Raw genomic sequence first — 14,862 nt, 5'->3', positions numbered from 1 at the left:
ACGCGGTTCCGTACAGCGGATCTGCTGTGACTCCGCAGGGCACCCCCACCTCCCAGGGGGGCGCGGTTCCGTACAGTCCGGAGGCTTCCCCGACCTCTCGGGGTGCGGTCGCGTACGGGGGAGTCTCTGGGGCGGCGGGCGGTTCGGACGCGCTGCGTGGAGATGGCGACCCTCAGCGGACAGGTGTTGCCCCTCAGGGCGGCGACGCGGTTCCGTACAGCGGATCTGCTGTGACTCCGCAGGGCACCCCCACCTCCCAGGGGGGCGCGGTTCCGTACAGTCCGGAGGCTTCCCCGACCTCCCGGGGTGCGGTTTCGTATGGCGGATCTGTTGTGAGGTCGCAGGGTGGCCCCGCCTCTCAGGGGGCGGCGGGTGGTTCGGCCAAGAGGGCTGGGGCGCGGTGGCGATGGTGGGTGGGGGGATTGGTGGCGGTGGTGTTAGGGGTGGCGGTTGCGGGGCTCATGTTGAGGGGGGAGACGTGGCCGTACGAGAGTGTGTTCGCCGATGGGTGGGAGGTGGGGGCGTCGGAGGCAGGGACCGCTGAGAAGGAGGGGCCCGGGTATGTGCTGGCCGTCGAGGACGGGTGGCGGTTGTGGAAGTCGGCGCCGCGGCGGGAGCCCGGCGGCGGGGTGGTCGTCAGCGCGAAGGCGGAGTTGCGGGAGGGCGCGGGCGAGTACGGGGTGTGGTGTCACGGCGGCCCGGGTGGACGGTACGAGTTCGCGGTCAGCGGCGCGGGCCAGGTGGCGATCGTCAAGCGCCGCACAGGGCAGGAGGGCGTGGTTCTGTACGGACCGGAGAAGACGGCGTCCGAGGACACCAACCGGGCGGCGTCCGAGGGCACGAACCGGGTCGTCGCCGAGTGCGCCGGTGGCGACGGCGAGGTGACGCTGCGGATGTGGCTGAACGAGCGCCTGGTGGCCGAGGCCACCGACGCGGAGGCGCCGCTGGGTCCCGGCATGGCGGGGGTGCACGCCGCGCCGGAGGCCGGGAAGGCGGTGCGGGTGCGGTTCGAGTCGTTCGCGCTGCGACCGGCGCGGGGCTGAGGGACGGTGGGCGTGCGGTTCGGGCTGCTGGGGCCGCTCAGGGTCGGGGACGGCGGGGAGCCGGGCCCGGCCAAGCACCGGGCGCTGCTGGCGGCGCTGCTCCTGTCGGCGGGCACGGCGGTGCCGGTCGAACGGCTGATCACCGTGCTGTGGGGCGACCGGCCGCCCGCGTCAGCCGAGTCGGTGCTGCGGGTGTACGTGAGCGCGCTGCGCAAGCTGGTCGGGGGGATCACCACCGTGCCGGGCGGTTACCTGCTGGCGGTGGACCGGGACGAGATCGACTGTCATCGGTTCGAGCGGCTCGTGGGGGAGGCCAGGCGGATCCGGGAGGCGGGCGGGCATGCTGAGGCGGCCGCCCGGTTCAGGGAGGCGCTGGCGCTGTGGCGGGGGGAGGCGCTGACGGGCGTCGACAGTGCCGAACTGCGCCGTACGCATGCCGTACCCCTTGAGGAGTCGCGCCTGACCGCGCTGGAGGAGCGCGTGGACCTGGACCTGCGGCTGGGGCGCGGGGGTGAGGTGGTCGGCGAGCTGCGGGCGCTGGTGAACTCCCACCCGTTGCGTGAGCGGGGGTGGGCGCACCTGATGGCGGCCCTGCACCAGGCGGGGCGGCGGTCCGAGGCGCTGGCGGCCTACCAGGAGGCGCGGCGGGTGCTGGTCGACGAGCTGGGGCTGGAGCCGGGGCCTGAGCTGCGGGAGGCGCACGACCGGGTGCTGGCGGGCGAGGTGGTGGCACCGGCCCGCATCTCCGCGACCCCGCTCGACGAGCTGCCGCCGGATATTTCGGACTTCACCGGTAGGCGGGACGTCCTCTCCTGGGTCACCCGATGGGCCCGCGACACCGCGACAGGGAACCCGGACGGCCGGGGCGTCGCGGGCGGCCTCGCACCGGGTTCCGCAGGCGGTACCGGTGGTCCGGCCTCAGGTTTTGGAGGCGGTGGGGGTGGTCCGGCCCTGGGGTCTGGAGACGGTGCCGGTGGTCTTGCCTCAGGTGCCGGGGTGGCGCGGGCGCCGGTTTGTCTGGTGGTGCACGGGCCCGCCGGGTGCGGCAAGTCGGCCGTGGCCGTGCGGGCGGCGAACCTGCTGGAGCCCGGCGACGGGAGGCTGTACGCGGTGCTCGGCGAGCGGGCGCCGGGGGCCGTGCTGGAGGACCTGCTGCGGTCGCTCGGCCGGCCCGACGGCGCGGTGCCGCCGGCGCTGGACGAGCGGGTCCGGCTCTACCGCCGGCTCACCTCGGCCCGGCGGCTGGTCGTGGTGCTCGACGACGCGGCCGGCGAGACGCAGGTGCGTCCCCTGCTGCCGACCGGCCCCGGCAGTGTGACGATCGTGACCAGCCGCTCGCCGCTGGCCGGGCTGGAGGCGGCCAGGCCGTACGAGCTGGGCGTGCTGGATCCGGACGAGGCGTTGGAGATGCTCGCCGGGGTGGCCGGCCGCGACCGGGTGGCGGCCGAGCCGGAGGCGGCGCGCGAGATCGTCCGGCTGTGCGGCGGACTGCCGCTGGCGCTGCGGATCGCCGGGTCGCGGCTGGCCAGAAGGTCCGGCTGGACGGTCGCCCACCTGGCCGGGCGGCTCGGCGACGAGCGGCGCAGGCTGGACGAGCTGAGCGCGGGCGACCTGGCCGTGCGCGGCAGCCTGGCGCTCGGTTACCGCGGGCTGGCGGAGCCGGAGCGGCGGATGCTGCGCGAGCTGGGCGCGTTCACGGCTCCCGACTTCGCCCCGTGGGTGCTGGGCGAGGACCTGGAGCCGCTGGCCGAGGCCGGGCTGCTGCAGTCGCGCGGGCTGGACGAGGCGGGCCAGGAGCGGTTCGGCCGGCACGACCTGACCAGGCTGTACGCGGCCGAGCGGCTGGCGGAGGAGGGCGGGCCCGGCCCGGTGCTGGCGGCCAGGGCGGCGGAGATCCTCGACCGGACCAGGCGGGCCAGGGTCACCCTGCTGCCCGCGGAGCCCGGCTCCGGCCGGACGCTCGTCCGTACGGGAGAGCAGATCCTGGAGACGGGCCGGCTGCGCCAGGAGGCGCGCTGGCTGAGCGCGGAGCGCCGCTTCCTGGTCGCGGCGGTCGGCGACTTCTTCCGGTCGGGCCTGTACGAGGCCGCGTGGCGGCTGGCGTTCTACCTGACGCCGCTGTTCGAGCTGGCCGGCCACCACGACGACTGGCATGCCACGACCGCGACCGGGCTGGACGCGGCCAGGGCGGCGGGCCACCGGCAGGGGGAGGCGCTGCTGCTGCGCGGCCTGGCCGATTTGCACCGGGCGGAGGGCAGGAACGACGCCGCGGCGGCGGCGCTCCGGGCCGCCCAGCCGCTGGTGGAAGGGCTGGAGCTGGCCCGCGTCACGCTCCGGCTGGGGTTGGTCGAACCCCGCAGGGCCGAGGCGGAGCGGGTGCTGCGCCGGGCGCTGCACGTCTTCGGCCAGGCCGGTGACCAGCGCGGCAGGGCCGACGCGCTGCGGGCGCTGGGCGCGCTGCTGTCCGGCCGGGAACCGCTGGAGGAGAGCCTGGCCGTCTACCGCGAGCTGGGCGACCCGCGCGGCGAGGCCGAGGCCCTGCTCGACCTGGCCAGGCTGCACCTGGGGGCGGGCCGCGGCGCCGAGGCCCGCGCCTGCGCGGAGCGGCGGATCGCGATCAACCGGCGGCTCGGCGACCGGCTGCCCGAGGCGTCCGGACTGCTGGTGCTCGCCCGCGTCGCCCGCGCCGAGGGGCTGCCGGACGCCGCCGCGGACGCCGCCGGGCAGGCGCTGGAGACCTTCACGGTGTACGGGGACCGGCGCGGTTCGGGTGCGGCCCTGCTCGTCCTGGCGGAGTCGTACCTGGACATGGAGAAGATCGATGAGGCGGTTGAGGCGCTGACGCGTGCTATGGGAGAGTTTGACCGGCTCGGTGACGAGCACGGCCGCGCGGCGGCCGAGCGGCTCGCGAGCGAGGCACGGGGGAGGCGGGGTGTTTAGCCCGCTATGCGGATCCTGAAGGTCGCCTCGCTAACGTTCGGGCCCTGAGTTCGGAACCCCCGAAAGGTGATCAGTGACCATGCGCAAGACGTTGGTGCTGGCGGTCGCGGTCGTGGCGCTGACCGGCTGCGGCATGCTGCCCTCCACGACAGGCGGCGGCGGCCAGGAGAAGCAGGGCGGGACCCAGGCGGCGCAGACGGAGAACGCGCCGCCCGAGACCACCGCGCCCCCCGCCGAGCAGCAGACCGCCCCGCCGCAGGGGGACAAGGTCATCGCCAGCCGCGAGACCAAGGCCGAGGGCACCGACGGGCCGACCAAGGTCAGGGTGGAGATCACCGGGCTGCTGCGCCAGGGCAAGACCGCGACGCTCAACTGGACCATCACCGGTCTGGAAGGCAGTTTCAACGTGCACAACGGCATGGGCGGCGGCGTCTTCGACTACACCGTGTCCGGCGTCAGCCTGATCGACCCGGTCAACGCCAAGCGCTACCGCGTGGCGCGCAACGGCACCGACGACAAGGCCGAGTGCGTCTGCTCGGGCACCCAGGGCGAGTTCCTGGAGAAGGACGAGAGCGCCAGCCTGTACGCGGTCTTCGCCGCGCCGCCGGCCGACGTCACCAAGGTCAACATCGAGATGCCGCAGATCGGCGTGTTCACCGATGTTCCGATCTCTTAGTCTCGCCCTCGCCCTGACGCTGGCCTCCCCTACCCCTCCGCCGGAGTCGGCGATCGGCGTGGTGGAGGACCTGGTGCTGCCCGTCGAGGACATCATCGGCGAGGTCGAGTCGCTCGACGGCAGCGCGAGCGAGTCCCAGCGGGGCGACCAGGTGACGGTGGCGCTCACCAGCGACGTGCTGTTCGCGCTCGACAAGTGGCGGCTCACCGCCAAGGCCAGGCAGCGGCTCGAGGAGGTCGCCGAGCAGATCAACACCGAGGGCGCGGGCGGCCAGGTCAGGGTCGAGGGCCACACCGACGACCAGGGCGCCGACGCCTACAACGACACCCTCTCCCAGCGCCGGGCGGACGCCGTCAAGCAGGTCATGGCGGGCCTGCTGACGCTCCCCGGCGTGACCCTCCAGGCCCAGGGCTTCGGCGAGACCCGCCCCAAGCTGCCCAACACGGCCGAGGGCAAGCCCTTGCCGAAGAACCGCGCCAAGAACCGCCGCGTCGACATCGTCTACACCATCAAGCAGTGAACGCGGCGGTCTGCGGATCACCCGGCCTGGAGTTCGGTCAGGGTGACGGTGACCTTCTGACTGGCGCCGTCTCGTACGAACTCGATCTCGACCTTGTCGCCCGGTTTGTACTCCGTGAGGGTCTCGGTGAGGTCGGCGATGGTGGGGATCTGCTTGCCGGCGACCGAGACGATGATGTCGCCCTCGCGGATGCCCGCCTTGGCGGCGCCGCCGTTCGACTGGACCGAGCGGACGCCGACGCCGGCGGGCTGGCCGTCTTCGCCGATCACCGTCGAGCCCGTGATGCCCAGCGCCGCCCGGTGGCTGTTGACCACGCGGCCGTGCTCGACGATCTGGGCGGCGATGTCCGTGGCGGTGTTGCTGGGGATGGCGAAGCCGATGCCCGGGGCCGCGCCGCCGCCCAGCGACGGGTTGGTGGCGGCGAGGGTCGGGATGCCGATCACGTGGCCGGCCATGTCGACCAGGGCGCCGCCGCTGTTGCCGGGGTTGATCGCGGCCGAGGTCTGGACGGCGCTGGCGATCGTGGCGCCTGGCGAGCCTTCGCCCTGCGGCTCGCTGACCGTGCGTCCCGTCGCGGAGACGATGCCGTTGGTGACGCTGCCCGACAGGCCCAGCGGGTTGCCCATGGCGAGCACGAGCTGGCCGACCCTGAGCTTGGACGAGTCGGCGAACGTGGCCGGGCGCAGGCCCCGCGCGTCGTCCACCTTGATCACCGCGAGGTCGCCGGCGGGGAAGGACTCGACCAGCTTCGCGCTGCGGGAGCCGCCGCCGGTGGCGAGCGTGACCTCCATGGTGGTGGCCTCGCCGACGACGTGCGCGTTGGTGACGATGTGGCCCTTGTCGTCGTACACGACTCCGGAGCCGAGGCCGGCCTTCGTGTTGATCTGCACGATCGACGGCAGGACCTGGGCGATCACGCGCTCGTACGTCTGCTCCAGCGGCAGCGCTTCGGCGGTGGGGCTGGGCGAGGGGGTGGTCGCCGTGGCGGTGGCGGTGGGTGAGGCGGTCGGCGAGGCCGTGCCGCGGACTCCGGGCGCGCCGGCGCAACCGGTGACCAGGACGGCGGCGGCCAGCCCTCCAGCGATCTTGCGCATGCCCGGTACTCTGCCCAGCTCGGACGGAAAGATACGCAGGTCAGGGGTGTGGGTTGCGCGACGTCTCCTGATGGATACGGTACGTGACTTCGTTCTGGTGCGGGCATAGCGGAAATGTCGCCCGTCCAGGTGACGTAGCCTTCAAGCCATGGCGGACGTCGGCGATCAGAACAACGGCAACGATGCTCCCACCGCTCCCTTTCGCAAGATCGTCCCGCCTGCGGAGGAAACCATCGCCTTCCGCCGGGACCGTCCCTCAGGAGCCTCACCTAGCCCGGGCCAAGGGGAGGTGACCCCCGAGCCTCCCAAGCCGGCGGCATCGGGCGGCCCCTCCCGGCCTTCCGGTGCGAAGTCGGGCGGTGCTTCCAAGCCTGGGAGTTCCGGCGGTTCCGCGCCGTCCGGGCCGAATCCGATCGAGGCGTCCGGCCCTCAGGCCGGGAGAGCACCCGGTAAAGGGGCTCCGCAGTCCGCGGGCCCCCAGAGGCCGGGAGGTGAGCGTCCCGCCGGTCGTCCAGGTCAGCCGGGCCCCGCCGGACCTGCGGCCGGTCCCGCCAGACCCGCAAGCGGCTCGGCTGCGCCGTCCGGGCAGGCCGGATCTGCGGCTGGAAAGGCTGGTCCTCCGGCTCGGAAGGCCAGGTCTCTGGCCGAGTTGGTCGGGCAGCCCGGGTCGGCAGGGAAGGCTGGCTCTCCGGCTGGTTCGGCTGGTCAGTCTGGTGCTTCTGTTGGTTCGCTCGGGCAGGCTGGGGTGGCCGGGTCGGCCGGTGGTTCGGCTGGGCAGGCCGGCTCTCCGGCTGGGCAGGCCGGATCTTCGGCTGGGCAGGCCGGATCTTCGGTTGGGCCGGCTGGGTCTTCGGTTGGGCCGGCTGGGTCTTCGGCTGGGCAGGGTGTGGGGCCGCGGCGGGCTGGGGTGGGGCCCGTGCGGGTGGGGGCGGGGCCGGTGGGGCCTGGCGGTGCGTCGTTCGGGCAGGCTGAGCCGTTGCCGGCGACGGCTGCGCCGCCTCCGTTGAAGGGTGGGCTGGTCAGCCGGATCGGGGACATCCCGATCAAGGTCGTCTATCTGCTCGGCGCCATCGTCGCCACGGTGGCCGCCGTCCTCCTGGTGTTCGTGATCTTCTCCGGCGACGTGCCGACCCAGCCGGAGAACGAGGACGTCGTCCAGGTCGCCCCGGTGCCCTCGACGTCGGCCGAGGTCTCGGTGACCCCGACCCCCACCGAGACGCCGCTGCCGGCGGTGCCCGCGAAGATGGCGTTCGCCGACCTGCCGGGCAGGGCCACCGCCGCCACCGGCACCGTGACCGACAGCAGGACCGGCATCAGCTACCCCAAGCTGGGCAAGCCCTGGCAGGCCAGGTCGTTCTCGCCGTTCGCGCACGCGCAGCGGGTGGGCAAGGCCGGGGTGCCGCAGACGGTGATCGCGTCGGCGATGCTGCCCGGCGACAACCCGGAGACCAAGCCCAGGTCGGACGCCGACTACCGGGCCATCGCGGCCAGGGCGGCCCGCTGGACGCTGGGTTCCCAGTATCCGGAGGGCGCCACCCTCGCCTGGACCGGCTCGCTGAAGGTGTCCGGGGGCAAGGGCTGGACGCTGGCCTTCCGGGTGACCTACACCGACGGCGGCAAGCAGCGCACCGGTCACGCCCTGGTGTCCGTCGTGGAGGTGGGCCAGACCAAGCCCGCCATGCTGATGGCCTCGATCCCGGAGAGCGGCAGGGCGTACTGGAGAGATCTGAACACCCTGGCGGAGAAAGTTCGCCCCCTCTAGGCCAGAAGCGTGCTCTAGAATATGATTCTGGCATCTACGGAACCGCCTGGAGGATGAGCTATGGCGATCGGGTTGAGCGAGGAGCACGAGGCGCTCCACGAGTCGGTGAGCGGCTGGGCGGAGCGCAGCATCCCCACCGACACGCTCCGCTCTGCCGGCGACGAGCGGCCCGCCTTCTGGCCGGGCCTGGCAGAGCAGGGCCTCCTAGGCCTCCACCTGCCCGAGGAGTCGGGCGGCTCCGGCTACGGGCTGCTCGAGGCGGCCGTCGCCGTCGAGGCGCTGGCCGAGCGGATGGCGCCCGGCCCCTACGTGCCGACCGTGCTGGCCAGCGCGGTGATCCACGCCTCGAAGCACCACGAGCTGCTGCCCGGCCTGGCCGACGGCACCCGCACCGGCGCGCTGGCCCTCACCGGGTCGCTGACCGGCACGCGGGCGGGCGACGGCTCCCTGACCGTGTCCGGCGCCGCGGAGCCGGTGCTCGGCGGCGCGATGGCCGACGTGCTGGTGCTTCCCGTCGTCACCGGCGACGGCGAGCTGTGGGTGGCGGTCGACGCCACCGCCGCCACCGTCACCTCGCTCAAGTCGCTCGACCTCACCAGGTCCGTGGCGAAGGTCGAGCTGGACGCCGTCACCGTGCCCGCCGACCGGGTGCTCGACGGGGTGGAGAGCGCCGACGTGCGCAACATCGCCGCCGTCCTGCTCGGCGCCGAGGCCGCCGGCGTCGCGTCCTGGTGCGTGACCGCCGCCGCCGAGTACGCGAAGGTACGCGTGCAGTTCGGCCGCCCGATCGGCCAGTTCCAGGGCATCAAGCACAAGCTGTCGCGCATGCTGGTCGCGCTGGAGCAGGCCCGCGCCACCGTCTGGGACGCCACCCGCGCCGCGGGCCAGGAGCTCGACTACGCGGCCGCGATCGCCGGCGTCATGGCCCCCGACGCGGCCGTGCAGTGCGCCAAGGACGCCATCCAGACCTTCGGCGGCATCGGCTACACCTTCGAGCACGACGCCCACCTCTACTACCGGCGCGCGCTCACCCTGCGCGCGCTGCTCGGCGGCTCCGCCGGCTGGGCCGCCCGCGTCACCGAGCTGGCCCTGCGCGGCGTCACCCGCGAGATGGAGCTCGACCTGCCGGAGGACGCCGAGCCGCTGCGCGAGGCCCTGCGCGCCGAGATCGCGGAGATCGCCCGGCTGGAGGGCAAGGAGCAGAAGCGGGCGCTGGCCGAGCGCGGCTTCGTCATGCCGCACCTGCCCGCGCCGTGGGGACGCGGCGCGAGCCCGCTGGAGCAGGTGCTTATCGCCCAGGAGCTGAAGGCCGCCAAGGTCAGGCTCCCCGCGCTGATCATCGGCGCCTGGGTGGTGCCGTCCGTCGCCGTCTACGGCACGCCCGAGCAGCAGGAGCGGTTCCTGCCCAAGACGCTCAGCGGCGAGATGATGTGGTGCCAGCTCTTCTCCGAGCCCGGCGCCGGCTCCGACCTGGCCTCGCTGCAGATGAAGGCGGAGAAGGTCGAAGGCGGCTGGCGGCTCAACGGCCAGAAGATCTGGACATCCGTCGCGCACGTCGCCGAATGGGGCATCTGCATCGCCCGTAACTCCAGTGAGGGCTCCAAGCACGAGGGCATCACGTACTTCCTCGTCGACATGAAGTCGCCCGGCGTCACCGTGCGCCCGCTCACCGAGATGACCGGCGAGAACCTGTTCAACGAGGTCTTCCTGGACGACGTGTTCGTCTCCGACGACCTGGTGGTCGGCGAGGTCGGCGACGGCTGGAAGGTGGCCAGGAACACGCTCTCGAACGAGCGCGTCTCGCTCTCCTCCGGCTCCGGCGGCACCGGCGCGTCCGTGCCCGACCTGCTCGGGCTCGTCAAGCGGCTCGGCCGGGACCTCACGCCGGTCGAGGCGGACGCTCTCGCGCACGTCATCTGCGAGGGCCACTCGATCAACGCGCTGTCGCTGCGGGTGACGCTCAAGCAGCTCGCCGGCAACGAGCCGGGCGCCGACGCCTCGGTGCGCAAGCTGCTGTCGACCTCGCACGCCCAGCACGTCTCCGAGACCGCGGTGAGCCTGATCGGCGCGCAGGCCACGGCGGCGGCCGACATGAAGCTCGGCGACCCCGGCTACTGGAACCGCGCCGTGCTCGCGACCCGGGCGATGACCATCTACGGCGGCACCACCGAGGTGCAGCTCAACATCATCGGCGAGCGCATGCTCGGCCTGCCCAGGGACCCCGAACCGGGCAAGTGACCCGCGCCCCCGATCCCCTCACGGCAGCACCGGCCGTGCGGGGATCGGCGTGCCGTGCTCGGCCGGCACCGGCTGCCCCGCCTTGATCTCGCCGACGCACGCGGGCGCGCCGACCGTCCTGAGGGCCAGCTCGCCGCCCTCGCCGTGCACGGTCGCGTACGTCGCGCCGAGGTCGCGCCCCGCCCTGACCTCGGCCTGCCCGCCGCCCAGCCGCACGACGAGCGTGGTCTCGGCCGAGTTCAGGTACGTGACCAGCACGGTCCACTCGCCGCCCGGCAGCCTCTCGGGCAGCGGGAAGACGACCTCCTCGGAGCCCACGGGCGTGCAGGAGGCGCCGCCCGGCACGGTGACCCCCTTGACGTCCACCGGGTTGAGCCGTCCCCGCGGGTCGAAGACGAGCGGGGCGCGCACCGGCCCCGACAGCCGTTCCGTCCAGTTCACCCGGCCGGGCGCGAGCGGGCCGAGGACCTTGGAGACGCGGGCGTACTGGAAGAAGAAGGCGGGGTTGGCAACCTTGACCGGCACGAAGGTGTCCAGCACGACCGAGTCCTGGGGGACGCGGGCCAGCGCGAGCTCGGCCGTCACCACGTAGCTCTCGACGTTGCGGCCGAGAGGCAGTGCGGTGAAGGCCGTCACCGACCAGACCGAGCCCGCCGCGCACACCGCGGCCAGCGGCGCCCACGCCCACCGCCACCGCGGCGGCGGGCGCAGCCACGGGCGCTCCTCGCCCGCCACGGGGATGAAGGCCAGGCCGATCACGATGGCGGCCACCATCGACGTGGACGCGATGTACCGCAGCTCGAACCCGGCCAGGTCGGCCCCCAGCGCCTCCACCCGCCCCAGCATGACCGGGACGACGTCGGCCAGCAGGAAGTAACCGAGCAGCATCAGCCAGGCCAGCCAGGCCCGCCGCCGGTAGCGCAGCGACACGATCACCACGGCCGCGCCCACCACGAGCGAGGCCCAGATCAGCGGCGCCGGGGTGGCGGCGAGCGCGTAGTCCTCGCCGATCGGCCACCACCGCCACGGGCCGCCCAGCGAGGTGGGCACGAGCGAGCCCGAGAACATCCGCCACGTGGCCTCCACGGCCAGCCCCGCGTCCGGCAGGGAAGGCCGCACCGTGTCGTTCGTGAGCTGCACGGAGGTGAACATCTGGTGGAAGAAGACCACCGAGTACGCCGCGAGCACCCCGCCGTAGAACAGCCACACGCGCGTCATCCGGTCCCGCGCCAGCCAGCCCAGGGTCAGCACGAAGGCCATCACCAGGATGAACGGCGACTTGACGTAGAACGCCATCGCGAACAGCGTCCAGCCCACGGCGGCCACCGCGTGCCGCCGGCGCCGCGTGCGGGTGTAGAGGACGTGTGACGCGAGCGCCATGGGCACCGCCACCTGGAAGGGCAGCGCCCCCAGAACCACGGACCACCATGACAGCGAGGGGATCGTCATCGGGGTCAGCAGGAAGAACCCCAGCGGCACCAGGATCGCCGGCCGCGACCCGAACAGCACCGTCAGCAGCCGCAGCAGCGCCAGCCCCGCCGCGGCCAGCAGGCACATCGTGACGCCGTGGGCCAGCGCGTCGTTGTAGCCGCCGAGCCGTCCCATCAGCCACTGGATCGCGAACGGGCCGGGAGCCATGTGCCCGTAGTCCACCCGCATCAGGTAGTCCCAGGTCAGGCTCTGTTCCAGGCCCCTGGCGATGAACATGAAGTCGTCCTGGCGGAAGTACGTGCGGCGGACCAGCTCGAACTTCCACACCAGCTGGGCGGCCACCATCAGCAAGCCCGCGGCGAGCACCACGTCGCCGCGCACCGCCTGGCCGGCCCTCGCCACCCCGTCGTCCTTCCTGCCCGCGATCCCCCCACGCGACAGCATGCCGGAAACGTCCCTCAACTGGCGACATGCTGGGAAAAGCAGTCATAGAGGTGTGATGTCATAGCTGGATGCCACACCAGGCCAGAGCCGCCCTGGCCGGCGCCGCCCTCGGCCTCACCCTCGGAGCCCTCGCCCTCGGTCCCGCTCTGGGCTGGGGGTTCGTGCTGCTGCAGGACATGGTGTTCGTCCCCGACCCGGCGTTCTCCCTCTTCACCTTCGGCCTGGCGGGCGGCGCGCCCCGGGTGGTGCCCAGCGACGCGGTGGTCACCTTCCTGTCCCAGCTCCTGCCGGGGGAGCTGGTGCAGAAGCTCGTCCTGCTGTCGATCTTCGTGCTGGGCGCCTCGGGCGTCGCCGTCCTCGTCCCTTCCCCCGGACTGGCCCCCCGCCTCGCGGCGGCGGCCTTCTACGTCTGGAACCCGTTCGTTGCCGAGCGCCTCCTGATCGGGCAGTGGGCGCTCCTCCTGGGGTACGCGGGGCTGCCCTGGGTGGTCCACGCGCTCGACCGCGGTCGCCGCCTGGCCGTCTCCGTCCTGCCGGCGGCGACGGGCGGCTTCGCGGCGATGCTGGTCACCGTCGTCACCGCCCTCCCCGTGGCCGCCTCGTCCGGCCGCCGGTGGGGGAGGGTGCTCCAGGTGGGGCTGGTGCTGGGCGCCTTCTGCCTGCCGTGGCTGGTGCCGGCGGTGCTGCGGCCCGACGGTCTCGAAGGGGATCCGGTGGGGGTGGAGGCGTTCGCCTCGCGGGCCGACACGCCGTTCGGGACGGTGGGGAGCCTGCTGTCGCTAGGCGGGATCTGGAACGCGAACGCCGTGCCCGCCGGGTACGACGGGATCGTCGGGGCGGTGGCGCGGCTGGTGCTCGTGGTCGCGGGGATCGCCGGGTTCTGGTGGCTGGGCCGCCGGTTGCCGTACCGGAACGGGCTCATGGTGGCCGCCGTCATCGGGTTCGCCGTCGCGTCCGCGGGGGTCACCGAGGCCGGGCGGTCCGTGCTGAAGTGGCTGGTCGGGGTGTGGGGCGGGTTCGCGGTGTTCCGGGACGCGCAGCAGTACGTGGCGCCGGTCGCGTTGCTGGCGGCCGTGGGGCTCGGGCTGCTGGCGGCGGCCGTCGTACGGGAGAGCCCGGCCGGGGCGGGCGGCGGGACGCGGCCTGGACGGTGGCTGGTCGGCGTGCTGGTCGTGGTGCCCGTGGCCGTGCTGCCGACGATGGCGTGGGGGGCTCTGGGGGCGCTGGACGCCGTCTCGTATCCGCGGTCGTGGTACGAGGCGAGGGACACGCTGCGTGACGACCCGGCTCCCGGTGACGTGCTGGTGCTGCCGTTCGAGTCGTACCGGAGGTTCGGCTGGAACGGGCACAGGGCGGTGCTGGATCCGGCGCAGCGGTTCTTCGCGGTGCCGGGGCGGCGGGTGGTGACGAACGACGTGGTGCGGGTGGGCGAGATGGTCGTCGGGAGCGAGGACCCCCGGGCCGCGGAGGTAGAACGCGTACTAGAAGGCGGTTCACCTGACCTCACCCGACTGGGATTCCGGTACGTGATTGTTGATGCGGGGACGGTTGAGGAGAAGAACCAGTTCGCCGTCTGGCTCGGTGACGCCGAGGTGCCGGTCAACTCTGCGGAGCTGCGTCTGTACAGGTTGGAGCCGCCGCTTACGACCCGATAAGGTACCTCATCAGGGGTTTTGTAAAATTTAGGTCTAGCTACTAGCGAGTAGCAGTAATTGGTTCTAGGTTTGTCCACATACCCCGGACCCCTGCCGCACCAGGAGGAACCCCCGTGATCAAGATCCTGTTAGCAGCGATCATCGGCGTAGCCGTGGCCGCACTAGTGACGACGATCACCACGGTCTCCCTGACCGGTTCCACCGCCACGCCTGTCAACCAGCCGCTCTACAACTACGGCACGCGGTAACAGAGCGCCGCCATGCCGCCCTCCTCCTCAGGGAACTCGGGGGCGAGCCGGCGACCACTGCTTGAGATCGTCGTTCCCGCGCACAACGAGGAACGACGGCTTCCCGGGGGGCTCCTGCAGCTGTGCGCGAAGCTTGCCCGCATGCCGTTCCCGACCGCGGTCATCGTCGTCGACAACAACAGCACGGACGGCACCGCCGAGATCGTCCGCACCTGGCCCGAGGGCGAGGTCCCGGTCCGGCTGGTGAGCTGCCCGGTGCCCGGCAAGGGAGCCGCGGTCCGTGCGGGGCTGATCGAGACCCGTGCCCCCTTCGTAGGTTTCTGCGATGCCGACATGGCCACCGACCTGGCCGCCGTCGACGTCGCCTTCGGCCTGCTCCTGTCCGGGGAGCGGGTGGTGATCGGCTCGCGGGCGCACGCGTACTCGAGTGTCGAGAACCGTCACAGCCGGATCCGCGAGATCGGCGCCGTCGGCTTCCGCGCGCTGGCCAGGGCGCTGGTGCACGGGGTGAGCGACACCCAGTGCGGGTTCAAGTTCTTCGACGGCCCGCTCGCCCGCGAGGTGGCCGCCGAGCTGCGCACGCCCGGGTTCGCGTTCGACGTGGAGCTGCTGGCGCGCTGCGCCGGCCGCGGCTCGCGGGTGCTGGAGATCCCGGTCCGCTGGCACGACATGCCCGGCTCCAGGTTCTCCCCGGCCCGGCACAGCTTCGGCATCATGCTGGAGCTGGGCAGGATCTGGCTGAGGCTGCGCGCCACACCGCCCGCGCCCGTCTGGGAACCCCCGCTCGACCCCGTCGGATATCCGTGAACGA

11 protein-coding genes are annotated in these 14,862 nt (G+C 73.0%); 9 read left to right on the top strand and 2 right to left on the bottom strand.

Annotated features, from left to right (window positions below):
• The first annotated feature begins 563 nt into the window (after positions 1-563).
• The 4 genes from ACIBF7_RS27270 (at position 564) to ACIBF7_RS27255 (ending at position 5,179) form a co-directional block, all read left to right on the top strand.
• Complete coding sequence (locus ACIBF7_RS27270) at positions 564-1,043, top strand: hypothetical protein (protein WP_397198459.1); 480 nt, start codon at positions 564-566, stop codon at positions 1,041-1,043.
• 12 nt (positions 1,044-1,055) lie between these two features.
• On the top strand, positions 1,056-3,983 hold the full coding sequence (locus ACIBF7_RS27265) for an AfsR/SARP family transcriptional regulator (protein WP_397198458.1): 2,928 nt from the start codon (positions 1,056-1,058) through the stop codon (positions 3,981-3,983).
• A gap of 79 nt (positions 3,984-4,062) precedes the next feature.
• Positions 4,063-4,659 (top strand): lipoprotein, encoded by a 597-nt coding sequence (locus ACIBF7_RS27260; protein WP_271278231.1) that lies wholly within the window; start codon positions 4,063-4,065, stop codon positions 4,657-4,659.
• Entirely contained in the window at positions 4,643-5,179 is a 537-nt protein-coding gene (locus ACIBF7_RS27255) for an OmpA family protein (RefSeq protein ID WP_397198457.1), read from the top strand. The genes ACIBF7_RS27260 and ACIBF7_RS27255 overlap by 17 nt, the downstream gene beginning before the upstream one ends.
• A 17-nt stretch (positions 5,180-5,196) precedes the next feature.
• On the opposite strand, the gene ACIBF7_RS27250 is transcribed toward ACIBF7_RS27255, so the two are convergent.
• Complete coding sequence (locus ACIBF7_RS27250) at positions 5,197-6,273, bottom strand: S1C family serine protease (protein ID WP_271278232.1); 1,077 nt, start codon at positions 6,271-6,273, stop codon at positions 5,197-5,199.
• Between the two features lie 976 nt (positions 6,274-7,249).
• Here ACIBF7_RS27250 and ACIBF7_RS27245 point away from each other — a divergent pair.
• The gene (locus tag ACIBF7_RS27245; RefSeq protein ID WP_397198456.1) at positions 7,250-8,035 is read left to right on the top strand and encodes a hypothetical protein; all 786 of its coding nucleotides are present in this window, start codon (positions 7,250-7,252) and stop codon (positions 8,033-8,035) included.
• Positions 8,036-8,095: 60 nt separating this feature from the next.
• Positions 8,096-10,273, top strand: coding sequence for an acyl-CoA dehydrogenase (locus ACIBF7_RS27240; protein ID WP_397198455.1), 2,178 nt, complete (start codon positions 8,096-8,098; stop codon positions 10,271-10,273).
• Positions 10,274-10,291: 18 nt separating this feature from the next.
• On the opposite strand, the gene ACIBF7_RS27235 is transcribed toward ACIBF7_RS27240, so the two are convergent.
• The gene (locus tag ACIBF7_RS27235; protein ID WP_397198454.1) at positions 10,292-12,148 is read right to left on the bottom strand and encodes a hypothetical protein; all 1,857 of its coding nucleotides are present in this window, start codon (positions 12,146-12,148) and stop codon (positions 10,292-10,294) included.
• Between the two features lie 68 nt (positions 12,149-12,216).
• On the opposite strand from ACIBF7_RS27235, the gene ACIBF7_RS27230 reads away from it, so the two are divergent.
• From ACIBF7_RS27230 to ACIBF7_RS27220, 3 genes are all read left to right on the top strand, one after another.
• A complete protein-coding gene (locus ACIBF7_RS27230; RefSeq protein WP_397198453.1) occupies positions 12,217-13,803 on the top strand; it encodes a hypothetical protein in 1,587 nt (528 codons plus the stop codon).
• A 113-nt stretch (positions 13,804-13,916) separates the two neighbouring features.
• On the top strand, positions 13,917-14,051 hold the full coding sequence (locus ACIBF7_RS27225; RefSeq protein ID WP_261808826.1) for a hypothetical protein: 135 nt from the start codon (positions 13,917-13,919) through the stop codon (positions 14,049-14,051).
• Between the two features lie 12 nt (positions 14,052-14,063).
• A complete protein-coding gene (locus ACIBF7_RS27220) occupies positions 14,064-14,858 on the top strand; it encodes a glycosyltransferase (protein WP_148034157.1) in 795 nt (264 codons plus the stop codon).
• Positions 14,859-14,862: the final 4 nt, after the last annotated feature.

Source organism: Nonomuraea sp. NPDC050478 (assembly GCF_044458265.1).
In the GTDB taxonomy this organism is placed as follows: Bacteria; Actinomycetota; Actinomycetes; order Streptosporangiales; family Streptosporangiaceae; genus Nonomuraea; species Nonomuraea ferruginea.
This window is presented reverse-complemented; position numbering and strand designations above follow the sequence as displayed.